General features: G+C 61.7%; 24 protein-coding genes and 1 pseudogene. 20 read left to right on the plus strand and 5 right to left on the minus strand.

Going from position 1 to position 22,727, the window contains the following annotated elements; translation table 11 throughout:
- Positions 1–9: 9 nt before the first annotated feature.
- The 3 genes from LCU97_RS21130 to ada all read left to right on the plus strand — a co-directional run bounded on the left by LCU97_RS21130 (position 10) and on the right by ada (position 2,567).
- On the plus strand, positions 10–738 hold the full coding sequence (locus tag LCU97_RS21130) for a 2OG-Fe(II) oxygenase (RefSeq protein WP_232777671.1): 729 nt from the start codon (positions 10–12) through the stop codon (positions 736–738).
- Positions 725–1,405 (plus strand): DNA oxidative demethylase AlkB, encoded by a 681-nt coding sequence (gene alkB, locus LCU97_RS21135; protein ID WP_082339915.1) that lies wholly within the window; start codon positions 725–727, stop codon positions 1,403–1,405. The genes LCU97_RS21130 and alkB overlap by 14 nt, the downstream gene beginning before the upstream one ends.
- An 88-nt stretch (positions 1,406–1,493) precedes the next feature.
- Positions 1,494–2,567 (plus strand): bifunctional DNA-binding transcriptional regulator/O6-methylguanine-DNA methyltransferase Ada, encoded by a 1,074-nt coding sequence (gene ada / locus LCU97_RS21140; RefSeq protein WP_053157503.1) that lies wholly within the window; start codon positions 1,494–1,496, stop codon positions 2,565–2,567.
- Here ada and LCU97_RS21145 read toward each other — a convergent pair.
- Complete coding sequence (locus tag LCU97_RS21145; RefSeq protein WP_053157505.1) at positions 2,531–3,019, minus strand: GyrI-like domain-containing protein; 489 nt, start codon at positions 3,017–3,019, stop codon at positions 2,531–2,533. The genes ada and LCU97_RS21145 overlap by 37 nt on opposite strands.
- A 148-nt stretch (positions 3,020–3,167) precedes the next feature.
- Here LCU97_RS21145 and LCU97_RS21150 point away from each other — a divergent pair, with 148 nt between their 5' ends.
- The 8 genes from LCU97_RS21150 to LCU97_RS21185 all read left to right on the plus strand — a co-directional run bounded on the left by LCU97_RS21150 (position 3,168) and on the right by LCU97_RS21185 (position 9,410).
- The gene (locus LCU97_RS21150; RefSeq protein ID WP_232777672.1) at positions 3,168–4,256 is read left to right on the plus strand and encodes an NAD(P)H-dependent flavin oxidoreductase; all 1,089 of its coding nucleotides are present in this window, start codon (positions 3,168–3,170) and stop codon (positions 4,254–4,256) included.
- Positions 4,257–4,354: 98 nt separating this feature from the next.
- Positions 4,355–5,101 carry a molybdate ABC transporter substrate-binding protein gene (gene modA, locus LCU97_RS21155; RefSeq protein ID WP_053157511.1) on the plus strand — a complete coding sequence of 249 codons (747 nt, stop codon included), beginning with the start codon at positions 4,355–4,357 and terminating at the stop codon, positions 5,099–5,101.
- On the plus strand, positions 5,102–5,782 hold the full coding sequence (modB, locus tag LCU97_RS21160; RefSeq protein ID WP_232777673.1) for a molybdate ABC transporter permease subunit: 681 nt from the start codon (positions 5,102–5,104) through the stop codon (positions 5,780–5,782).
- Between the two features lie 3 nt (positions 5,783–5,785).
- The gene (gene modC / locus LCU97_RS21165; RefSeq protein ID WP_232777674.1) at positions 5,786–6,865 is read left to right on the plus strand and encodes a molybdenum ABC transporter ATP-binding protein; all 1,080 of its coding nucleotides are present in this window, start codon (positions 5,786–5,788) and stop codon (positions 6,863–6,865) included.
- Between the two features lie 112 nt (positions 6,866–6,977).
- Positions 6,978–8,015, plus strand: a complete 1,038-nt coding sequence (locus LCU97_RS21170; RefSeq protein WP_232777675.1) for a DNA topoisomerase IB — start codon at positions 6,978–6,980, stop codon at positions 8,013–8,015.
- 145 nt (positions 8,016–8,160) lie between these two features.
- Positions 8,161–8,724: an ATP-dependent Clp protease proteolytic subunit gene (locus LCU97_RS21175; protein ID WP_053157522.1), complete on the plus strand. Its 564-nt coding sequence runs from the start codon at positions 8,161–8,163 to the stop codon at positions 8,722–8,724.
- A gap of 218 nt (positions 8,725–8,942) precedes the next feature.
- A complete protein-coding gene (locus LCU97_RS21180) occupies positions 8,943–9,122 on the plus strand; it encodes a con-10 family general stress protein (RefSeq protein WP_003182983.1) in 180 nt (59 codons plus the stop codon).
- A 12-nt stretch (positions 9,123–9,134) separates the two neighbouring features.
- A complete protein-coding gene (locus LCU97_RS21185; protein ID WP_232777676.1) occupies positions 9,135–9,410 on the plus strand; it encodes a hypothetical protein in 276 nt (91 codons plus the stop codon).
- 127 nt (positions 9,411–9,537) lie between these two features.
- Here LCU97_RS21185 and LCU97_RS21190 read toward each other — a convergent pair whose 3' ends face one another.
- Positions 9,538–10,293: an OBAP family protein gene (locus LCU97_RS21190; RefSeq protein WP_232777677.1), complete on the minus strand. Its 756-nt coding sequence runs from the start codon at positions 10,291–10,293 to the stop codon at positions 9,538–9,540.
- Positions 10,294–10,385: 92 nt separating this feature from the next.
- Positions 10,386–10,919 carry a DUF3087 family protein gene (locus tag LCU97_RS21195; protein ID WP_053157528.1) on the minus strand — a complete coding sequence of 178 codons (534 nt, stop codon included), beginning with the start codon at positions 10,917–10,919 and terminating at the stop codon, positions 10,386–10,388.
- Between the two features lie 218 nt (positions 10,920–11,137).
- On the opposite strand from LCU97_RS21195, the gene ppnN reads away from it, so the two are divergent.
- On the plus strand, positions 11,138–12,511 hold the full coding sequence (ppnN, locus tag LCU97_RS21200) for a nucleotide 5'-monophosphate nucleosidase PpnN (protein ID WP_053157531.1): 1,374 nt from the start codon (positions 11,138–11,140) through the stop codon (positions 12,509–12,511).
- A gap of 92 nt (positions 12,512–12,603) precedes the next feature.
- Here ppnN and LCU97_RS21205 read toward each other — a convergent pair whose 3' ends face one another.
- Together LCU97_RS21205 and LCU97_RS21210 are read right to left on the minus strand one after the other, a co-directional pair.
- Positions 12,604–13,272 carry an HAD family hydrolase gene (locus tag LCU97_RS21205; RefSeq protein WP_232777678.1) on the minus strand — a complete coding sequence of 223 codons (669 nt, stop codon included), beginning with the start codon at positions 13,270–13,272 and terminating at the stop codon, positions 12,604–12,606.
- A 179-nt stretch (positions 13,273–13,451) separates the two neighbouring features.
- Positions 13,452–14,798 (minus strand): MATE family efflux transporter, encoded by a 1,347-nt coding sequence (locus LCU97_RS21210; RefSeq protein ID WP_232777679.1) that lies wholly within the window; start codon positions 14,796–14,798, stop codon positions 13,452–13,454.
- 563 nt (positions 14,799–15,361) lie between these two features.
- On the opposite strand from LCU97_RS21210, the pseudogene LCU97_RS21215 reads away from it, so the two are divergent.
- The 8 genes and pseudogenes from LCU97_RS21215 to cheD all read left to right on the plus strand — a co-directional run.
- Positions 15,362–16,312, plus strand: a pseudogene (locus LCU97_RS21215) (methyl-accepting chemotaxis protein); the annotation flags it as partial.
- An 11-nt stretch (positions 16,313–16,323) separates the two neighbouring features.
- Positions 16,324–16,692: a response regulator gene (locus tag LCU97_RS21220; protein WP_042730627.1), complete on the plus strand. Its 369-nt coding sequence runs from the start codon at positions 16,324–16,326 to the stop codon at positions 16,690–16,692.
- A gap of 15 nt (positions 16,693–16,707) precedes the next feature.
- Positions 16,708–16,992 (plus strand): STAS domain-containing protein, encoded by a 285-nt coding sequence (locus tag LCU97_RS21225; protein ID WP_053157543.1) that lies wholly within the window; start codon positions 16,708–16,710, stop codon positions 16,990–16,992.
- A 42-nt stretch (positions 16,993–17,034) separates the two neighbouring features.
- Positions 17,035–19,131 (plus strand): chemotaxis protein CheA, encoded by a 2,097-nt coding sequence (locus LCU97_RS21230; protein ID WP_232777681.1) that lies wholly within the window; start codon positions 17,035–17,037, stop codon positions 19,129–19,131.
- A gap of 33 nt (positions 19,132–19,164) precedes the next feature.
- Positions 19,165–20,823, plus strand: coding sequence for a methyl-accepting chemotaxis protein (locus LCU97_RS21235; RefSeq protein WP_232777682.1), 1,659 nt, complete (start codon positions 19,165–19,167; stop codon positions 20,821–20,823).
- A 38-nt stretch (positions 20,824–20,861) separates the two neighbouring features.
- Positions 20,862–21,398, plus strand: coding sequence for a chemotaxis protein CheW (locus tag LCU97_RS21240; RefSeq protein WP_232777683.1), 537 nt, complete (start codon positions 20,862–20,864; stop codon positions 21,396–21,398).
- A complete protein-coding gene (locus LCU97_RS21245) occupies positions 21,395–22,231 on the plus strand; it encodes a CheR family methyltransferase (protein WP_053157552.1) in 837 nt (278 codons plus the stop codon). Before LCU97_RS21240 ends, LCU97_RS21245 begins: the two co-directional genes overlap by 4 nt.
- Complete coding sequence (cheD, locus tag LCU97_RS21250) at positions 22,228–22,725, plus strand: chemoreceptor glutamine deamidase CheD (RefSeq protein ID WP_053157555.1); 498 nt, start codon at positions 22,228–22,230, stop codon at positions 22,723–22,725. The genes LCU97_RS21245 and cheD overlap by 4 nt, the downstream gene beginning before the upstream one ends.
- The last annotated feature ends 2 nt before the right edge of the window (positions 22,726–22,727 follow it).

Consider the following 22,727-nt stretch of genomic DNA (forward strand, 5'->3'; position numbering starts at 1 on the left):
ATTGTATTCATGTCACCTGTCGCTCATCTGCCGTCGCTGCTCCTACCTATACAAACCCCCAACTGGCCGGACCTCGAACACAGTCTCGACCAGGACGGCAGTGCAATCATCCGCAACCTGTTGCCGTCTACTCTATGCCGGCGGCTCAGCAACCTGTACGCCGAGCCGGAGCATTTTCGCTCCCGGGTCATCATGGCCCGGCACGGCTTCGGACGTGGCGAATACCAGTATTTTCGTTACCCATTACCCGATATCGTTCAGCAGTTACGTCAGTCGTTGTACCCGGCGCTGGTGCCCGTGGCCAACCGTTGGAACGAACGCATGGGCATCGAAATCCGATATCCCGATGATCATCGCGCTTTTCTTCAGCGCTGCCATGACGCCGGGCAATTGCGCCCCACTCCCCTGTTGCTGCAATACGGTCCGCAGGACTACAACTGCCTGCATCAGGATCTCTATGGGGAACAGGTCTTTCCCTTGCAGGTAGCGATCCTGTTGTCCGAGCCGGGCCTGGATTTCACCGGCGGCGAGTTCGTCCTCACCGAGCAACGCCCTCGTATGCAGTCGCGACCGCAGGTCATCGGTCTGAAACAGGGCGATGCGGTGGTGTTCGCCGTGCATCAGCGGCCCGTCAAGGGCGTTCGCGGCTATTATCGAGTGAACATGCGCCACGGTGTCAGCTGCGTGCACAGCGGCAGGCGACATACGTTAGGAATCATTTTTCATGATGCGCAGTGACAACACCCCGATCACGCTGGATCTGTTCGCCGACCAGGCACCCTCCACGCCCGGCCAGACCGAACGGATCGGCCAGCAGGCATTCGTGCTGCGCGGGTTCGCCCTGCCCTGGCTGGAGCGTTTGCTGCCGGACCTCGAATCGGTCTTGCAGGCCGCGCCGTTCCGGCAGATGGTTACGCCAGGCGGCTTTACCATGTCGGTGGCCTTGAGCAGTTGCGGGGCGCTGGGCTGGACCACCGACCGCAGCGGTTATCGCTATACGTCCCGTGACCCGCAGTCCGGCCAGCCCTGGCCAGAAATGCCGGCAGTGTTCCGGGAACTGGCCCAGACGGCCGCCCGAGCCGCGAACTTCGAGCATTTCGAGCCCGATGCCTGCCTGATCAACCGTTACGTGCCCGGCGCACGGATGTCGCTGCATCAGGACAAGAACGAGCGCTCACTCACCGCGCCCATCGTGTCGATATCCCTGGGCCTGCCGGCGGTGTTCCAGTTCGGTGGCTTCGAGCGCAGCGACAAGAGCCTGCGCATCCCATTGTTCCATGGCGACATTGTGGTCTGGGGTGGCGTGGACCGATTGCGTTATCACGGCGTGCTGCCGCTCAAGGATGGCGCGCATCCGCAACTGGGTGCCCAACGGATCAACCTGACATTCCGCACCGCCGGATAACGATGCACAATTCAACCGCAAGACCCGGAGTGTCGGCATTTTCCAGGCTGGCTACTGTAGCCAAAACGGGCCACCGGACATAACGACCATGAACAATCCTTCGAATACCCTTGCTCCTGAACTGGACCCACGCTGGGCCGCCGTGCTCGCCCGGGATCCGCGCGCCGACGGGCAATTCGTATACGGCGTGAAAACCACCGGTATCTATTGCCATCCCAGCAGCCTGTCGCGCCTGCCCAACCCGCGCAATGTCGAGTTCTTCGACACGCCGGAACAGGCCCAGGCGGCGGGGTATCGCCCCAGCAAGCGTACGGCCAGGGACCAGACCCAGATCGCCGCCCAACAAGCGGCACGGGTCGCGGCAGCCTGCCGGCAGATCGAGGCGGCTGACGAACTGCCAGGCCTGAATGAACTGGCGCGTCATGCCGGCTTGAGCCCTTTTCACTTTCATCGCGTATTCAAGGCGGTCACCGGACTGACGCCCAAGGGGTATGCCGCCGCCCACCGTTCACGCAAGGTACGCGAACGCCTGGCCGATGCCGGGACCATCACCGAAGCGCTGTACGACGCCGGTTTCAACTCCAACAGCCGTTTTTACGAAGCCGCCGATAAAGTGCTGGGTATGAAGCCCACTGACTACCGGGCCGCCGGGCAGAACACCGACATCCGCTTCGCCGTCGGGCAGTGCTCCCTCGGGGCGATCCTGGTGGCACAGAGCGAACGCGGCGTCTGCGCAATCCTGTTGGGGGACGACCCGGACGCGTTGGTGCGCGACCTGCAGGATAAATTCCGCCGCGCCAACCTCATCGGCGCCGACCGGGAATTCGAGCAACTGATTGCCCAGGTGATCGGCTTCATTGAAGCGCCGGCCTTGGGCCTGGACTTGCCGCTGGACCTGCGCGGTACGGCGTTCCAGGAACGGGTCTGGCAAGCCTTGCGGGACATCCCGCCGGGCAGCACTGCCAGCTATGCCGAAATCGCCCAGCGAATCGGCCTGCCCAAGGCCGTTCGCGCCGTCGCCCAGGCCTGCGGCGCCAACAGCCTGGCCGTGGCGATCCCCTGCCATCGGGTGGTGCGCAGCGACGGCAACCTGTCGGGCTACCGCTGGGGCGTGGAGCGCAAGCGTCAGTTGCTGGCGCTGGAACGCTCGTCCGAGGACTGAACGCCGATGTAGATCGCCACCGAATCGGGGCCACTATAGACCTCGAAATCGGTGGCGAAACGGCGCAGGGTCTGCGGGTTGTCGGCAAAGTACGCCCAGATCAGGCCCCAAGTCTGGATCACGCAGTCAGGCATAGGCCCGTTGGCCGAAAACACCAGGTAATCCCCGCCCTCGATGTCCACGGCGGGGTAGCCTGCGCTCGTTGCGTCCACCTGCACCCCGGCCGTCACGTCGAAATGCCCCGTGGCGTCGGACTCATAGTTGGAGTACACCCCATAGACAAACGATTCCGACTGCCGGGCCGGGATTTTGTCGAACAGTCCTTCGGTGAAAAACCGTTCCCACATCGGACCGATCCTGGCCGTGTCGGGTTGCTGCTCGTCGGAGTTGCGGGTGCGCACCTGCAAACCGGCCACGATGAAGGGTTCGACTGCCTTGAGTTTGACGTCCATGGGTGCAGACTCCTGAGAAAGTGAAGCACGCATGGTAATCCTCTCCACCGAAGGATCAAACGGTCGCTTTCGATTGAAAAACTCGACTGGCCCTGGCCGGGGCACAACTGTTAAAACGCTGTTTCCTTTCGCCTCCGGAGCTCCACACATGAGCCAATGGCCAGACACCCGCCTCCTCGATCTGCTTGGCATGGAACTTCCCATCATCCAGGGTCCCCTGGCCGGCGTGACTGGCCCGGCCATGGTGGTCGCCACCTGCAATGCCGGCGGATTGGGCTCGATGCCGGCGGCGATGCTGGATGTCGAGCAGTTGCGTCAGGCGCTGACAACCATCGGCGAACAGACCGACAAACCCTTCAACGTGAATTTTTTCAGCCACCAGCCGCCGGTGTTCGATGAGGAACGCGCCGAGGCCTGGAAGCACCGGCTCAAACCTTACTACGAGGAATTGGGTGCCGATTACGATGCGCCAACGCCCGTGTCCAATCGCACACCATTCGACGATGCGGCCTGCCGGGTGCTCGAGGAGCTGCGTCCGAAAGTGGTCAGCTTCCATTTCGGCCTGCCGGAGCAATCCCTGCTGGATCGGGTGAAAGCCACGGGGGCGAAGATTCTGTCGTCGGCGACCACGGTCGAGGAAGCCGTCTGGCTGGAGCAGCACGGTTGTGATGCAATCATCGCGATGGGCTACGAGGCCGGCGGCCATCGCGGGATGTTCCTCAGCGACGACATCAATACCCAGGTGGGTCTGTTCGCCTTGCTGCCCCAGGTCGTGGATGCAGTGAAGGTGCCGGTCATCGCTACCGGCGGCATTGGCGATGCGCGGGGTATCGTCGCCGCGTTTGCCCTTGGCGCATCGGCAGTGCAACTGGGCAGCGCCTATCTGTTCACGCCCGAGGCCAAGATCAGCGCGTCCCATCACCGGGCGTTGCGCACGGCCAAGGAAAGCCAGACCGCCGTCACCAACCTGTTCACTGGTCGGCCGGCCCGGGGCATCGTCAACCGGGTCATGCGCGAGGTGGGCCCGATGAGCCCGCTGGCCCCGGCCTTTCCTTTGGCCGGTGGCGCGTTGATGCCGTTGCGAGCCAAGGACGAAGCAGACTTCAGCAACCTCTGGGCCGGCCAGGCGTTTCCCATGGGCCGCGAGTTGCCCAGCGCCGAGTTGACCCGGCGACTGGCTGAGGAGGCGTTGGCGCTGCTGCGGGGGCGGGGTAAGGTCTGGGACAGTGATAGCTGATCCATCGCCATCGCCCCGACAAAATGCCGCGTTCCGTTTGTGGGGCATTCGCTATATATTTCCGTATATAGCGAACTTGCCCCTACGGAGCCTTGCCCATGCCCCCCCGTTTCTCGCTGTTGCCGCTTCCCTTTTTGATCATCGGCGCCGTCCAGGCCGATGAGGTGCAGGTGGCGGTCGCCGCCAATTTCACCGCGCCGATCCAGGCCATTGCCGCCGATTTCGAAAAAGACACCGGGCATAAATTGGTGGCAGCGTACGGCGCCACCGGGCAGTTCTACACGCAGATCAAGAACGGCGCGCCATTCGAGGTGTTCCTCGCCGCCGACGACACCACCCCGGCCAGACTCGAAAGCGAAGGCAACACCGTCAAGGGCTCGCGCTTCACCTACGCCATCGGCACGCTGGCGCTCTGGTCGGCCAAGGACGGTTATGTCGACGACAAGGGTCAGGTACTCAAGGACAACGCCTACCACCACCTTTCCATCGCCAACCCGAAAGCAGCGCCCTACGGCCTGGCTGCAACCCAGGTGCTGGACAAGCTGGGGCTGACCTCGCAGGTCAAGAGCAAAATCGTTGAAGGCCAGAACATCACTCAGGCTTACCAGTTCGTCTCCACCGGCAACGCCGAGCTCGGCTTCGTCGCCTTGTCCCAAGTGTACAAGGACGGCAAGCTCAGCAGCGGTTCGGCATGGATCGTCCCGGCCGAACTGCATGACCCGATCAAGCAGGACGCGGTCGTCCTCGACAAAGGCCGGGACAACCCCGCCGCCATGGCATTGGTGGACTATCTCAAGGGCCCGAAAGCGGCTGCCATCATCCAGGCCTATGGGTATCAACGCTAAATGCCACTGACCAGCGCCGACTACGCCGCCATCTGGCTGACCCTGAAACTCGCCTCTGTAACCACAGTGATCCTGCTGCTCATCGGCACGCCCATCGCTCTGTGGCTGTCGCAGACCCGTTCCTGGCTACGCGGGCCGGTGGGTGCCGTGGTGGCGTTGCCGTTGGTGCTGCCGCCCACGGTCATCGGCTTCTATCTGTTGCTGGCGCTCGGGCCGAACGGCTGGCTCGGTCAGCTCACCCAGGGCCTCGGGTTAGGTAGCCTCACTTTCAGTTTCGCCGGGCTGGTGGTCGGCTCAGCGATCTATTCCATGCCGTTCGTGGTGCAACCGTTGCAAAACGCCTTCGCGGCCATCGGCAGCCGTCCGCTGGAGGTCGCCGCCACCTTGCGCGCTGACCCATGGGACACGTTTTTCAGTGTCATTGTGCCCCTGGCCCGGCCCGGCTTCATCACCGCCGCGATTCTTGGTTTCGCCCACACCGTCGGCGAGTTCGGCGTCGTGCTGATGATCGGCGGCAATATTCCGGAAAAAACGCGGGTCGTGTCGGTGCAGATCTACGACCATGTCGAAGCCTTGGAGTACGCCCAGGCTCACTGGCTGGCGGCGGCGATGCTGCTGTTCTCGTTTCTGGTGCTGCTGGCGTTGTATTCCAGTCGCAGAACCCGGTCTGGTTGGAGCTGACCGATGATTCAAGCGCGTTTTCAGCTCGACCGTGGAGATTTTTCCCTCGACCTGGATGTGCAGTTGCCGGGCCGTGGCGTGACCGCGTTATATGGTCAGTCCGGTTCCGGCAAGACCACCTGCCTGCGCTGCATGGCCGGACTGGAGCAGCCGAAGCAGGGTTTTATCGAGGTCAATGGCCAAATCTGGCAGGACACCGCGCGTGGCGTGTTCGTACCGCCTTATCAGCGGGCACTGGGCTATGTATTCCAGGAGGCGAGCCTGTTCGCCCACCTGTCGGTGCGGGCCAACCTGACGTTCGGCTTCAAGCGTATCGCGCCGGCACAACGGCGGGTGAGCCTGGATCAGGCGACCGAACTGCTGGGCATCGGGCACCTTCTGGCTCGACAGCCACACACCCTGTCCGGCGGCGAACGCCAACGGGTGGGTATCGCCCGAGCGCTGTTGACCAGCCCACGGCTGCTGTTGATGGATGAACCCCTGGCCGCCCTCGATACCCGACGCAAGAACGAAATCCTGCCCTACCTGCAACGTTTGCACGATGAACTGGATATCCCGGTGGTGTACGTCAGCCATTCCCAGGACGAAGTGGCGCGCCTGGCCGACCATATCGTGCTGCTCGATGCCGGTCGTGCCCTCGCCAGCGGACCGATTGGCGAAACCCTGGCCCGGCTCGATCTGCCGCTGGCGCTGGGGGACGACGCGGGCGTGGTCATCCAGGGTAAGGTCAGCGGTTATGACGCCGGTTATCAGCTGCTCACCCTCACACTCCCCGACAGTCGATTGGAGGTACGCGTCGCCCATACGCCGCTGGCCTGCGGACAGCCACTGCGCTTCAAGGTGCAGGCACGGGACGTCAGCCTCAGCCTGGCGAACGACGCCCACACCAGCATCCTCAACCGCCTGCCGGTCACGGTGATCAGCGAACTGGCCGCCGACAACGCCGCCCATGTGCTGATTCGCCTGGAAGCGGCCGGTACCCCGCTGTTGGCGCGCATTACCCGATACTCGCGTGATCAGTTGCAATTGCATCCGGGGCAATCGTTGTGGGCACAGATCAAGGCAGTGGCAGTGTTGGCGTAAGCCCCAAGGCCTCTGTCCAACCCTGTGGGAGCCCAAAAAATCCGGCACGACCGCAACGGCCTGTGGTCAATGAATCCATAGGCTCCCCGGATCTGCAGCCAAGGATTCTTTCATGCCCGATAACCCGTCCCCGCAAGCATTGCCGCCCGACCTGCATTATGTCGACGACACCGGCCCCGGCATCACCCGCAAGAAGTTACGGGGCAAGTTCTGTTATTTCGACCAACAGGGCCAGCGCATCACCGACGCGGCTGCAATCCAGCGCATCAATGCCCTGGCGGTACCGCCGGCCTACACCGATGTCTGGATCTGTCCCGACCCGCGCGGCCATCTCCAGGCCACCGGTCGCGATGCCCGTGGGCGTAAGCAATATCGCTACCATGCGCGCTGGCGCGAGGTGCGCGACGCCGACAAATATTCGCGCATGCTGGAATTCGGCCGGGCCCTGCCACGCCTGCGCAAACGCCTGGAAGCGATCCTCGCCACGCCCGGCTTCAGCCGCGACAAAGTCCTGGCCACAGTCATCACCTTGCTGGACGTGACGCTGATTCGCGTCGGCAATACTCAGTACGCCCGCGACAATCGCTCCTACGGCCTGACCACCCTGCGCAACAAGCATGTCGAGGTGAACGGTAGCGCCATCGCCTTCCAGTTCCGGGGCAAAAGCGGCGTCGAACACCAGATCACCGTCAAGGACCGGCGCCTGGCGCGGATCATCAAGCGCTGCCAGGAAATACCCGGCCAGAACCTGTTCCAGTACCTGGACGAGAACGGTGAGCGCCACAGCGTCACCTCATCGGACATCAACGCTTACCTCAAGACCCTCACCGGCGCTGACTTCACCGCCAAGGACTACCGCACCTGGGCCGGCAGCGCAGCGGCACTGGCCGGGCTGCGTACACTGAGCTGGGACACAGAGACGGAAGCCAGGAAACACGTCGTCGAAATGGTCCGCCAGGTCGCCCAGCAGTTGGGTAACACACCGACCGTCTGTCGTAAATGCTACATCCATCCCGCCGTCCTGGAGGGCTTTCTGCTCGGTGCTTTGAGGGAGTTACCCAAACCCCGGGTACGCAAGGGTCTCAGCGAAGAAGAAGTCGCGCTGGCGATGTTTTTGCAGAAGCTGGCGCAAGCCGCCGAAGCCTGTTGATCGAAGCGTTCGACGCCCGAGACATCCGCCAATGCCCTGCTAGGCTATGTACGAAAGAGGAACATCCGACAGCCTGCGAACTCCCAACTGTACGGCACCGCCGATCCGCAGACACTTCAACGAATGAAGTCGACAGGAGCTTGAGATGTCCGAACATATCGTCCACTTTCATTGCCAGATAGATCAGGGAACCACGGAGCGCTTCCGGGACAATTGCCTGGAAGCCATCGAAAAAGGCGCAGATTCATTGATGCTCAACCTCTCTACGGTGGGCGGCAGCACCAATTTCGGCTTCACCCTCTACACCTTCATCAAGTCCCTGCCCGTGCCGGTGCGCGCCGTGAATGCCGGCAACATCGAGTCGATGGGCATCGTCATGTATCTGGCTGCCAGCGACCGCACCACCACGCCTCATTCGCGCTTTTTGATCCACCCGATGAACTGGTATTTCGGTCAGAAATCGGTGGACCATTCCCGCTTGCGCGAATACCTGTCCAGCCTGGACAACGACGTGGCGCGGTACGTGGAGATCTACGTCAAGGAAACCGCCGGCGCCGCCACTCAGTTGGATATTTTCAAATGCCTGTGCGCCGAGGAGCGGGTCATCCCGGCGGAAAACTCTCTGGCGTTCGGCATTGCGCATCGGGTCGAGCAGGTGGTGTTTTCAGCGGAGGCCAAGCATTGGAAAGTCAGCGGAGGGGACGATTGATCAGCGACAAGACATTGGCTCTTCAGACATCCTCTATATAGCCATTCAGTGCCCCGCAACTTTCAAGCGAAGCGGCTGTACAACTTCCAAGCGCAACGGCTGTATAACTTTTTTACCACTCGTCGCCAGCGAAACGATTTTTCTAAACTTCCGGTCGGCATTTTCTTTCACAGTAATGCGAGGCAGTTACTCGCTTAACCAAAATGAGGAATCTCGAAATGGCTAATAGCGGAAACAAGAACCCAGGTAACTTCGCAAACGACCGTGAGAAAGCTTCCGAAGCCGGCAAAAAAGGCGGACACGCTTCGGGCGGAAACTTTGCCAACGACCGGGAAAAAGCCTCCGAAGCCGGTAGGAAAGGTGGCGAACGCAGCCATGGCGGCGGCAGGAAATCGTAACCCGGAGGACCGTTGGGGCGCAGCCTGCTGCGCCCCGGCGCTTATTCTGTCGAGGTCAGCATGAGCCACCAGGACCGATTCATCGTCAGTTTTATCGCCAACGGCCAACCCGATAGCCGGGTGCTGGAGGCCGACACCGAGACGCTGAGCGTCAGCGAAGCCGAGGCCCTGCTGAGGATGTCTTTCAGCGAACTCAAGGCCGTCGAGCTCAGTGACATCCAAGTTCAGAAAAGAACTCGACCCTTAGAAGAAGAACATGGGGTGCCGGGGCATTTTAAACAGCCCTGACCCTTTACTTTTATCAGTGCATTAATTAAACCCAGCGCCCCTTCACTTCGCCTGGCTTACTCTTGCCGCAATAACGATCCGCTGGTGAGAGAACTTATACCCTCACCATGCGATTCCTTTCCAAACATCAATGGGCATGTTCACCTGTCGGATCCTTGATCTGCCACACCCGCCCTTTCTGCCAAGCATCCGCACCAGGATCCACCGCCGGGGTTTCGATACCGGACCGGGCGCGCTTCTTCGCTTCACTGTCCACCCCCATGCGGCTGTCGCGTTCGCGCACCCGTTGCGGGTCGATCTGCCCGTCCGCGGTAAACCCCATCATCAACTGCGGCACGCCGTAAGGCAGCGGGTTGCCCTGCTCGGGATGCCAGGTGTGCCAGGTCTTGCCGTAGGTGCCCACCAGCTTTTCCATTAGCCGGGTTTCCGCTACTTCAGGGATGCCGGGAGCGATCAGTTGTCCGGATTTCACTTCATGCACATGGCTGTGCCACAGTTGCTTCTCGCTGGCGGGCAAGCCTTCGAACAGCCGCTTGCTGATGATGTATTCCACGCCCATCAACTTGGCGCGGGAAGTGTTGCCGTCGAAGATGGCGCACTGGAAGACTTCCTCGTTCAGCGCCGTACAGTAGTGATGGGCTTCCATTTGCCCGGACATCCGGCCGTTGTAGAAATGAAAGCCGTCGAGATACGTATTCAGTGCCTGCAGCGGGGGTTTGTCCTGCAGCACGCCGGCCCCTGCTTCCAGCGTGACGGTGCTCGGGGTCTTCGCGGCCCCGGGTACGCTCACGGACGAATCGGTGTTGCCGCCCGCGCAACCGCTCAACCCCACCGCCGCAGCGCAAATCATTGCCCAACGGTCCTTACTGTTTTTTCCCTGCATGTCATCTCTCCTTTTTCCATGACTGTCCATGAGAAAGGGATCCTGCACAGCGGGTTTGATTTTCCTGCCAGCGAACCGACGGGCGGATCGTATCAGCGTGGGTCGTAAGCCCGTTTCACCGTCTCGATCCAGGCAGGGTCCAGGCGCGGCTGGTCGATGTCCAGCTGCAGCCGTTGCATGGCCGCCACATGCTCGGCAGCCTCTCGCTCCAGTGAACCCTGGGCGCTGGAGTTGGCGTCCAGTTGATGCATCTGGGCCAGCCCCAGGTGATAGAACCTCAGCACGTTCATGGCGACCGGATCCCGGACCTGCACGCCGGCTTTCACCTGATGCATCACGTTGGTGATACTCATCAGGCTGCGCTTGAGCTGCCAGCCGTACACCGCTGCGGCCATCCACGGCTGGGACCAGAAATACAGGCGCATCAGCACGACCATCGCCAGTACGGCTGCAATGACTCCCCCCAGGTTGAAACGAAAGTTATCGCCCCCAGGCGTGCCGAACAGCATCACGGCGAGGCTGGACAGCAACATCGCCAGCGCCAGGAACACCACCGCGACAATGAGCGTGCTGCGTCGTGTCTGCTGTCGGTAGAGAGCGGCGTCCCACGGTTTGATCTCGAACATCGCGGTGCTTTTTCCTCGTATGGGCGCAAAAAAGTGTCGCGCATTATCGCCTGATCGGTCGATTTAGCTATGCTGGGACTCATTTTGCGTTGCAACCGACCCGACGGGTCCGGATCAAAGTCCATGGCGGTACCGCAAGGATCATGCGATCTTCTGCGTGGACGGTTTTTACAAGATGCCGTCGTTGTGTGCATGGCATCGTTTTCAAGGAAAGCTGAATGACTCAAAGACATGTAATCAACGCCTCGGTCAGCCCCAAGGGTAGCCTGGAGACCCTGTCCCAGCGCGAAGTCCAGCAACTGAGCGAAGCCGGTTCCGGCAGTATCTATACCCTCTTCCGCCAGTGCGCCCTGGCCATCCTCAATACCGGCGCCCATGTCGATAACGCCAAGACCATCCTGGAAGCCTACAAGGACTTCGAGATCCGCATTCACCAGCAGGATCGGGGCGTGCGCCTGGAATTGCTGAACGCGCCGGCCGACGCCTTCGTCGACGGCGAGATGATCGCCAGCACCCGCGAAATGCTGTTCAGCGCCCTGCGCGACATCGTCTACACCGAAAACGAACTGGACAGCCAGCGCATCGACCTCAGCTCCTCCCAGGGCATCAGTGACTATGTGTTCCACCTGCTGCGCAACGCCCGTACGTTGCGTCCGGGCGTGGAGCCGAAGATCGTCGTGTGCTGGGGCGGTCATTCGATCAATACCGAAGAATACAAATACACCAAAAAGGTCGGCCACGAGCTGGGCCTGCGCAGCCTGGACATCTGCACCGGCTGCGGCCCGGGCGTGATGAAGGGCCCGATGAAAGGCGCCACCATTGCCCACGCCAAGCAGCGGATACATGGCGGTCGTTACCTGGGCCTGACGGAGCCGGGCATCATCGCCGCCGAGGCACCGAACCCGATCGTCAACGAGCTGGTGATCCTGCCGGACATCGAGAAACGCCTGGAAGCCTTCGTGCGCGTCGGCCACGGCATCATCATCTTCCCGGGCGGTGCCGGTACGGCGGAAGAGTTCTTGTACCTGCTGGGCATCCTGATGCACCCAGCCAACCAGGAACTGCCCTTCCCGGTGATCCTCACCGGGCCGAAAAGCGCCGCGCCGTACTTCGATCAACTGCATGCCTTTGTCGGCGCGACCCTGGGCGAGGCCGCCCAGAAACACTACCAGATCATCATCGACGACCCGGCCGAAGTGGCGCGCAAGATGACCCAGGGGCTCAAGGACGTGAAGCAGTTCCGCCGTGAGCGCAACGACGCCTTCCATTTCAACTGGCTGCTGAAAATCGACGAAGGCTTCCAGCGCCCCTTCGACCCGACGCACGCCAACATGGCCAGCCTGGGCCTGCGCCGCGACCTGCCCGCGCACGAACTGGCCGCCAATCTGCGCCGAGCGTTCTCGGGAATCGTGGCGGGTAACGTCAAGGACAAGGGCATCCGCCTGATCGAGGAACATGGTCCCTACGAAATCCACGGCGACGCCGCCATCATGGAGCCCCTCGACCGCCTGCTCCAGGCTTTCGTCGCCCAGCACCGCATGAAACTGCCGGGCGGCGCGGCGTATGTGCCCTGCTATCGCGTGGTGACCTGATTTACTGATCACCGCCACTGCCTGTGGGACTGAGGATCACCGCAGATCAAATGTGGGAGCGAGCCTGCTCGCTCCCACAGGGTCGGTGGTGGTTACGAAATGGTTTGAAGCCTCATCATCCCGACTTCATCTACCGTGACGCCAAGCCCACGGTAATCTTCGATCGAAGGGTGGCGGGTCAACAGCGGATGCGTATGGGTGGCCGTCACGACCATCACATCCGCTCCCGCCGCCTCACCGGCCTGGATACCGGCGTGGGCATCTTCGAACACCAGGCACGCCTGCGGCACCACCTGCAAGCGCTCGGCGGCCAGGCGATAGCAGGCGGGGTTGGGCTTGCCGTCGTTCACGTCTTCGGCGGTGACCATCACGTCAGGGCGCGGGATGCCGGCCGCTTCCATCCGACGCAAGGCCAATGCCATCGGCGCCGAGGTGACGATCGCCCATTGCTCGGGCGGCAGGCTTTGCAGCAATGCCCGCGCGCCGGCAATGGCTACCACCCCCTCTACGTCCTCGATTTCTTCGCGGGTAATCTGCCTGGCCTCGGCCTCGGCATCCACCCCCGGCAAATGCTGGCGAGCGATGGTGTCAACGGCACGCACGCCATGGATGGTCGGCAGGAATGTCGCCACGTCCACTCCGTGACGCAAGGCCCAACGTGTCCAGATGCGCTCGGCGGCGGCAATGGAATTGAGCAGCGTACCGTCCATGTCGAAGAGGAAGGCGCGGTAGGTGTTACTCGGTAAAAGGCTGACTGGCATCGGATCCTCGGTGGCGATGTGAGAATGTGGGTCACTGTAACATCACCCGACACCGCATCCTCCTGTGGGAGCGGGCTTGCTCGCGAAAGCGGTGTGTCATTAACCCCTTCAGTGACTGATACCCCGCCTTCGCGAGCAAGCCCGCTCCCACAAAGGGACTTGTGGTGATCAAAAATGCTCTATACCAACCGCTCGATCGACTGATGCAGCCACACCCGTCGGTAATACACCGTCTGCAACAGCAGCATGCTCAGGTAAGCCACGGGAAACGCCATCCATACGCCTTGCAGGCCGAAGTGCGCGTCCAGTAGATACGCCGCGGGCACCTGGACACCCACGATGCAGAAAATGGAAATCGCCACCGTCGGGAGTACAGTGCCACTGGCGCGCATGATGCCGCTGACGATTGCCTGGAAGCCGAACACCAGCAAGCTCCAGAGCATGATATGCAGCAGGTGTTCGGCCTGGACCCGCGCCGCCGGGGCGGTGATGAATAACCCCAACAGCCAGTGGGACAGCAGATAACCCAACAGCACCAGCCCACCGGTCAGGCAGACGTTGATCATCAGGCCCGTGTGCAGGATCGGCCCCAGGCGTTCCAGGCGTCCGGCGCCAATGGCCTGGGCGCCGAGGATCGACGCGGTAATGGCAATCGACAGCGCTGGAAATTGCACGTAATTGACGATCTGGCTCACCGCGCCATAGGCCGCCGTGGCCTCTGAACCGTGGCGATTGACCAGGCTGAGGATCACCAGTTCCGACAACGAAATCACCACCATCTGCAATCCCGTAGGCAGGCCGATGCGCAGGACCTTGGCGAGGATGTCCCTGTCCAGGCGCATCGCTGCGAAGAATGCCCGGTCCGGCGCCAGGGCATGCTCGCGGCGGTTGAGGCGCCAGACCAGCATCGCCATGGCCGCCGCCGTGCCCACCAGCCCCGCCAGCGCCGCACTCTGAACCCCCATCTGCGGCAACCCCAGCCAACCACGAATCAACGCCGGCGTGAGCAGTAGCCCGACGCTGGTGGACACCAATAATGCCAACAGCGGCGAAAACGTATCACTCACTCCCCGCAGCAATTGGGTGAACAGCACAAACACCAGCAGTATCGGCAAGGTCCACATCATGACCCGGGCGTAGGACACGGCATCGTCCAGCACGTCCATCGGCGTGCCCAACCCTTGCAACGCCGGGCGGGCAAAGACGCTGCCAAGCACGGCCGCCGTCAGCCCGATGATCGCACCCAGAAGCAACGTAGTACCGGCAATGGCCTTCACCGTACCGGTTTCCCGTGCGCCGTAGGCCTGCCCGATCAACACCCCCGCCCCCGCACCCAAGCCGATCACCAGCGCGATGAAGAAGAACAGGATCGGAAACATCCCCGACACCGCCGCCAGTGCCTGAGTGCCCAGCATCTGGCCGATATAGATGCTGTTGAACGTGCCGGACATCGATTGCAGGAAATTGGACAAGACCATGGGGGCCAGGAACAGCAGATAGGTTTTCCAGAGAGGCTGGTCGGGCATGGGGGCTCTGATGGTGGATTCGACGATTCGGGTGTCAATAATCTAGCTCAATCAAGACACTTCATAGAATTGACTCGACCCGTTTTTGTGGCGAGGCGCGTGAACCATAGCTTCGTCAGTCCGATTCGACATTTCACGAACTGCGTCTAATCTGAAGTAGCACAGTGCCACTTACTGAGTCAGCTTCTGCCTACAGAGGTCGGAATCGGACGACCGGTCTTCAAGTCATATCCGGGATCGCAGATAACCAGTTATTCGCCAATAACCTGTTAGCAACACTGTTCAAGGACCGAACCATGACGTCGTACCCACACGGTCATTCTTTCGCCCCAACCCAACCCCGTTTCCTCTGGAGCACCGTCCTCGTAGCCGTTGTCGCCGCTGCCGGCGTGCTGCTGCTCAACGGCTCGAGTGCACAGAATCTGGGGTTGAGCGCAGTGCTCCTGGCCGTAGGCATCGGTGCCGGAGTCTGGGATGCTCGCTCGCAACGTCGCCGGTTCGATAACGCTTTTGCCGCTGCCACTGCGCGCCACGACCTGCACAACATCGAGCAGGCCAACCACGCCGCCAGCGCACAGCTCAACGAAGTCATCCTCGGTGCCATGCCCATCTGGGCCAGGCAGGTGGAAAGCTCCCGTCAACAAACCGAAACCGCGATCGTCTCGCTGACCAGCCGTTTCACCGGCATTTCCTCGCGCCTGGAGGAAACCGTGCAGGCCTCGCAATTGGCCGCCGGTGAGCTGGCTGGACAAAGCAGCGGCGGTGCCGTGCAGGTGCTGGCTCAAAGTGAAGGCGAACTGGTACAGGTCATCAACTCCCTGAAGGCCACCCAGGCCAGCCGCGACGAAACCCTGGCCCAGGTGCGCAACCTCACCGCCTACACCGGCGAGCTGCGGACCATGGCCGCGGACGTCGCCGCGATTGCCGCGCAAACCAACCTGCTGGCCCTCAACGCCGCCATCGAAGCCGCCCGTGCGGGTGAAGCCGGGCGCGGATTCGCAGTGGTGGCCGACGCCGTGCGCAGCCTGTCGAGCAAGTCCAGCGAGACCGGCCAGCAGATGTCGGCCAAGGTCGACATCATCAATACCGCCATTACCCAACTGGTCCAGGCCGCCTCCAGCGGCGCGGACCAGGACAGCCATTCGGTCACCGCTTCCGAAGAGAGCATCCAGCGCGTGCTGGAGCGTTTCAAGAGCGTGACCGGACGGCTCGCCGAATCGGCGGACATGCTGCAGCAGGAAAGCTTCGGTATCCGTGACGAACTCACCGAAGTACTGGTCAGCCTGCAGTTCCAGGATCGGGTCAGCCAGATCCTCAGCCACGTGCGCGACAACATCGAGGACCTGCATGTGCACATGCAGCAGGCCAGTCAGTCGCCCGACCAGGCCGCCCCCATCGACGCCCGCCAATGGCTGGCGCGCATGGAAACCACTTATGCCACCGACGAGCAGCGCCGTAATCACCACGGCGACTCCGGTGCGCAACAGACTTCCCAGGAAATAACCTTCTTTTAGGAGAGCCGTTCATGGCTAAAAGTGTATTGGTTGTCGACGACTCCGCGAGCGTTCGGCAGGTCGTCGGCATCGCGTTGAAAAGTGCCGGCTACGACGTGATCGAGGCCAGCGATGGCAAGGATGCGTTGGGCAAGCTCACCGGCCAGAAGGTGCACCTGATCATCAGCGACGTGAACATGCCGAACATGGACGGCATCACCTTCGTCAAGGAGGTCAAGAAGCTGGCCAGCTACAAGTTCACGCCGATCATCATGCTCACCACCGAATCCCAGGAATCGAAAAAACAGGAAGGCCAGGCAGCAGGCGCCAAGGCGTGGGTGGTCAAGCCATTCCAGCCCGCGCAGATGCTCGCGGCGGTTTCCAAGCTGATTCTTCCTTGATCGATGGAGACTGCAATGCCGTTGCTGTACGAAACCCAGGATGACACCGCCCAGGTCAGCATCGACGGCGAACTGACGATCTACACCGCCGCCGAGCTGGCAGCTCAGTTGCTGCCTTGCCTGGGCAATATGCCGCGCATGACGCTGGACCTGTCGCAGGTCACCGAGATGGACGGCGCCGGGCTGCAACTGCTGTTGATGGCATTGCGCGAGGCGCCCAAGGCCGGTACCGAACTGACGCTGACCGGTCGCAGCAAAGCCGTCACCGAAACACTCGAGCTGTGCAATCTGCAGGCCTGAGCCTCTGCTGTATCGCGGCCCGACACGACAAAGGATATGAGCGTGAGCATCAATCTCGACCAGGCACAACAAACGTTCATCGTCGAGGCACGAGAACAGTTGCAAGCCATGGAGGAATCCCTGCTGCAATTGGAAAACGACCCAGGCGACGATGACGCCATCGGTGCGATCTTCCGTGCGGCCCACACCATCAAGGGGTCGGCAGGCCTGTTCGGCCTGGAGCCGATTGTCAGCTTCACCCATATCGTCGAAGACGTGCTCGATCGCCTGCGCAACGGCAGCGTCGAGGTGGATACAGGCTTGATCGCCGTGCTGCTCAAATCCAGCGACCACATGCTGGAACTGATCAATGTGGTCGCCAACCAGGGCGGCACGCTGACGCCACCGGCCCTCAAGCGCGAGATGGAACTGTGCCAGGTCCTGCAGGAGTACCAGGCGCCCCCGTCTGACGAGACGCCGAAGGTGGCAAACGAATCCGACAACGACGCCCCCTCCGAAACGCGCCTGTGGCACATCTCCCTGCGCTTCGGCCAGGACGTGTTCCGTAATGGCATGGACCCGCTGTCGTTCCTGCGCTACCTGCAAACCCTCGGGGAAATCATCCACATCGCCACACTGACGGACGCGATGCCATCGGTCGACCGCTGGGACGCCGAATCCTGCTACCTGGGGTTCGACATCGATTTCCGTTCGGACGCCAGCCATGCCGCCATCAATGAAGTATTCGATTTCGTCCGGGAAGATTGCCTGATCGAGATCGTTGCCACTGACGAAGCCGAAGCCCCGGTGAATACCGGTCTGGTTGCAACCGCAAAAGCGCAGCGCGACGAAAACACAGCGCTGGTGGCCACCGGCGAACTGCTGCCGGACCAGCGCAAGACCCCGCGGACACCTGCCCAGGCAACCCCCGACAGACAAGCCGTCACCACTGAAAGCAAAGCCAAGGACGGCGCCTATGTGCGGGTCAACGCCGACAAACTGGACGAGCTGATCAACCTGGTGGGCGAGTTGGTCATTGCCAGCGCCGGTACCAGCCTGCTGGCCCGTAACTGCCACGACGACTCATTGCAAGAATCCACCTCGCGGGTCTCCGGGCTGGTGGAGGAAATCCTCGACGGCGCCCTGCGACTGCGCATGATCCCCATCGGCGAAACCTTCAACCGGTTCCGGCGTGTGGTGCGCGATGTCAGCCAGGAACTGGGCAAGGACATCGACCTGATCATCAGCGGCGCGGAAACCGAGCTGGACAAGACCGTGGTGGAAAAAATCGGCGACCCGCTCATGCACCTGCTGCGCAACGCCATGGACCACGGCATCGAAACTGCCGAAGCGCGGCTGGCGGCCGGCAAGCCGGCCAAGGGACACCTGCACCTGAACGCGTACCACGACTCGGGCAGTATCGTGCTGGAGATCGCCGACGACGGCGCCGGCCTGAACCGCGACCGGATCCTGGAAAAAGCCCAGGAGCGTGGCCTCGTTGCTCCCGGTGCCAGCCCCACCGACCAGGAGATCTACAACCTGATCTTCGAGCCCGGCTTCTCCACCGCCCAGGCCGTTACCAGCCTGTCAGGGCGCGGCGTGGGCATGGACGTGGTCAAGCGCAACATCACCCTGCTGCGCGGCACGGTCGACCTGGATAGCCAACCGGGCCAGGGCACGGTGGTGCGCATTCGCCTGCCACTGACCCTGGCGATCATCAACGGTTTCCTGGTAGGCATCGATCAGTCCACCTACGTCATTCCGCTGGACATGGTCCAGGAATGCATCGAACTGAGCGAAGACGACGGCGTTGCCAGCCGTGAACAGGGCTATCTCGACCTGCGGGGCGAAGTGTTGCCCCTGGTGTACCTGCGCGACCACTTCAACCACGAAGGCCCTGCCGCACGCCGGCAGAACGTGGTGGTGGTGCGCTACGCCGACCTCAAGGCCGGGCTGGTGGTGGATGACCTGCTGGGGGAATTCCAGACCGTCATCAAGCCCCTGGGCAAGCTGTTCGGCGCGCTGCGCGGCATCAGTGGCTCGACCATCCTGGGCAGCGGCGCCGTGGCATTGATTCTCGACGTCCCGGCGTTGCTCACCCAGATCGCCCAGATCGAAAACCGCTACACCCCTACTCAATTACAAGCCAACGCTCGCTGATGCTTTAGCAATTCCATGGAGAGGTACTTCCCAATGAAATGGTTCTACGATCTTAGAATCGCCACCAAACTGATCACTTCATTTCTCGTGGTGTTGGCCCTCACTGCCATCATGGGGGTGTTCTCGATCATCCAACTGGGCCAGGTGAACGGCACCACCATCGAGATCCGCGAGAACTGGATGCCATCCATGCGGGCAGCCTCGGGGATGCGCTTCTTCGCGGCCAGCTATCGCCTGAAGGAAAACCGCCACATCGCGGCCGACTCCGAACAGGAGCGGACCACGCTGGAACAGGAAGCGGAAGAAGCCAAGAAGGCCTTTGAAACGCGCCTGGCAACCTATGAAAAACTGCTCTCCAATGCCGAGGATCGCCAACTGCTCGATGCCACTCGCACTGACTGGGTCGCTTACTTGGCAGTGAGCAAAGACCTGTTCGCGTTGTCCCGGCAGAACCTGACCCAGGAAGCCCAGTCGCTGCTCAAGGGTGAGTCCAAGCGCGTATTCGACCTGGTCACCGCCGATCTGCAGAAAATGGTTGAATTCAACGATGCTGGCGCCGCCAAGGCCAGTGAACACGGCACTGCACTGTTCGAAAAAGCGCGCCTGTCCATCATTGCCGTACTCGTCGCCGCCCTGCTGGTGGGCCTGGGCCTTGCGCTGTTCATTTCCCGGGTGATCTCCCGTCCGTTGAAGCAGGCCGCGTTGGTAGCCGAGCAACTGGCCGAAGGCAACCTGAACGCGAAGATCGAAGGCGGCGCCAAGGACGAAACCGGCCTGGTGCTCAACGCCATGAAGAACATGGTGGGCAAGCTGTCCCATATCATCGGCGAAGTGCGCAACGCGGCGGACAATCTGGCCAGTGCTTCCGAACAGGTCAGCGCCACCGCGCAATCCATGAGCCAGGCCACCAGCGAACAAGCGGCCAGCGTCGAGGAAACCAGCGCCTCCATCGAACAGATGAGTGCCAGCATCAACCAGAACACCGAGAACGCCAAGGTCACCGACGGCATGGCCAGCAAGGCCGCCAAGGAAGCCACCGATGGCGGCGAATCGGTACAGCAGACCGTAGTGGCGATGAAGAAAATCGCCCAGCGCATCAGCATCATCGACGACATCGCCTACCAGACCAACTTGCTGGCCCTCAACGCCGCCATCGAGGCCGCCCGTGCCGGCGAGCACGGCAAGGGCTTCGCCGTGGTCGCTGCCGAAGTGCGCAAGCTGGCCGAGCGCAGCCAGGTTGCGGCCCAGGAAATCGGCGAGCTGTCGTCCAGCAGCGTCGACATGGCCGAGAAGGCCGGCAACTTGCTCAACGAAATGGTGCCATCGATCAACAAGACCTCGGACCTGGTGCAGGAAATCAGCGCCGCCTCCGAAGAACAGGCCGCCGGCGTGGCACAGATCAACACCGCCATGACCCAGCTCAACCAGGTAACCCAACAGAACGCGTCCAGCAGCGAAGAACTGGCCGCCACTGCCGAGGAGATGAGCAGCCAGGCCGAACAACTGCAACAGGCCATGAGCTTCTTCACCCTGGACACGCCGCCCAAATCGGCCAGCCTGCCGGTAAAGATGGACAACACGCCTGGCCCCACCAGTCGCAAACCGGCCCGGGCCACGGTGACCGTGCTGCCCAAGGCCTTTGCCTACAACATGGCCAGCGCGCCGGACGAATCCGAGTTCACCCGGTTCTGACGGCTCGCCACACAGGCACGATTTAAAGGAGAAACGGCATGGGCGCCATCGCGACCACACGTCAAACCGCCATGGCGGTCGAGGAAGAAGCGCAATACCTGACATTCATGTTGGGCACGGAAATGTTCGCCATCGGCATCCTGTGCATCAAGGAAATCATCGAATACGGCAACCTGACCGTGGTACCGATGATGCCGTCGTTCGTGCGCGGCGTGATCAACCTGCGCGGCGCGGTCGTGCCGGTGGTGGATCTGTCGGCCCGTTTCGGCCGGCAGAACTCGTCGATCACCCGGCGCTCCTGCGTGGTGATCATCGAGGCCAACAGCGCAGACGGCCTGGCCCAGGACATCGGCTTGCTGGTGGACACCGTGTCGGCGGTGCTGGAAATCCCGGCTTCGCAGATCGAGCCGCCACCGAGTTTCGGAGCGAAGATCCGCGCCGATTTCATCAGCGGCATGGCCAAGGTCGACGGTAAGTTCGTCATCGTGCTGGAAGTCGACCGGGTGCTGTCCATCGACGAAATGTCCCAACTCGCCGAGGCCGGCCCTGTCGCATTGGAGTTTGAAGGAAAGTGAACACCGACACCTGCAAGGAACGCACGGGGAATGCACAAGCGCTCAGTGACCGAGAGTTCAACCAGTTCCAGTCCTGGTTATACCAGGCCGCGGGCATCAACCTGTCACAGGCCAAGAAAGCCCTGGTGGCCGGGCGTTTGTTCAAGCGCCTCAAGCACTACGAGCTGAGCAGTTACGGCGAATATTTCAAGTTGATCATGAATGGCCAGCGCAGCGATGAATTGCAGGTGGCGCTGGACCTGCTCACCACCAACGAAACCTACTTTTTCCGGGAGCCCAAGCATTTCGACTTCCTGCGCCAGCACGTATTGCCCCATGCGACGCCGGGGAAAACCTTCCGCCTCTGGAGCGCGGCCAGTTCGTCGGGGGAAGAACCCTACAGCCTGGCCATGACCTTGGCCGAAGGCTTGGGCACCACGCCCTGGGAGGTCATCGGCTCGGACATCAGCACCCAGGTGCTGGCCAAGGCTCGCTCCGGACATTACCCGATGGAACGCGCCCGCACCCTGCCCCAGCCGTTGTTGGTGAAATACTGCCTCAAAGGCACCGGCAGCCAGCAAGGCACGTTCCTGATCGACCGGGCATTGCGCAGCCGGGTCAACTTCATTCAGGTCAACCTCAACGACACGTTGCCGGATCTGGGGGAGTTCGATGTGATCTTCCTGCGCAATGTCATGATCTATTTCGACCAACCCACCAAAAGCAAAGTGGTCGCCCGCCTGGTCCCCCGGCTCAAGTCCGGCGGATATTTCATCGTGAGCCATTCCGAGAGCCTCAACGGGGTATCCGATGCGTTGAAGCTGGTGGCTCCTTCGATTTATCGCAAGCCATGAATACCGTGAGGAAAGCCGCGGCGGAAGTCTACCTGGCACCGGGGGATTTTCGCTTCGCCACCTGCCCGACCCGGCTGCGCACGATCCTCGGCTCCTGCGTGGCAATTACCTTGTGGCATCCCGAGCGCAAGATCGGCGCCATGTGTCACTTCATGTTGCCCAGTCGCCTGCGCTGCTCCACCGCGCTCAATGGCATGTACGCCGATGAAGCCATCGAACTCTTCGTGCGCGAGGCCCGGGCTCACCGTACCGACCCCGAGGATTATCAGCTCAAGCTGTTCGGCGGCGGCGAGATGTTCCCCGAGCTGCAACGGGAAGTCCCCTTCGGCGACGTGGCGCGCTTGAACATCAACGCAGCGCTGGAAATGGCCGCCCTCTATCGCCTCGATCTGATTGCCCAGGATCTGGGCAGCACGGGTTACCGAAGCATCATCTTCGACCTGTGCAACGGCGATGTATGGGTCAGGCACCAACCGATAAGGACCCGGCATTAACC

Origin of the sequence: Pseudomonas uvaldensis (genome assembly GCF_021271205.1) — a bacterium.
In the GTDB taxonomy this organism is placed as follows: Bacteria; Pseudomonadota; Gammaproteobacteria; order Pseudomonadales; family Pseudomonadaceae; genus Aquipseudomonas; species Aquipseudomonas uvaldensis.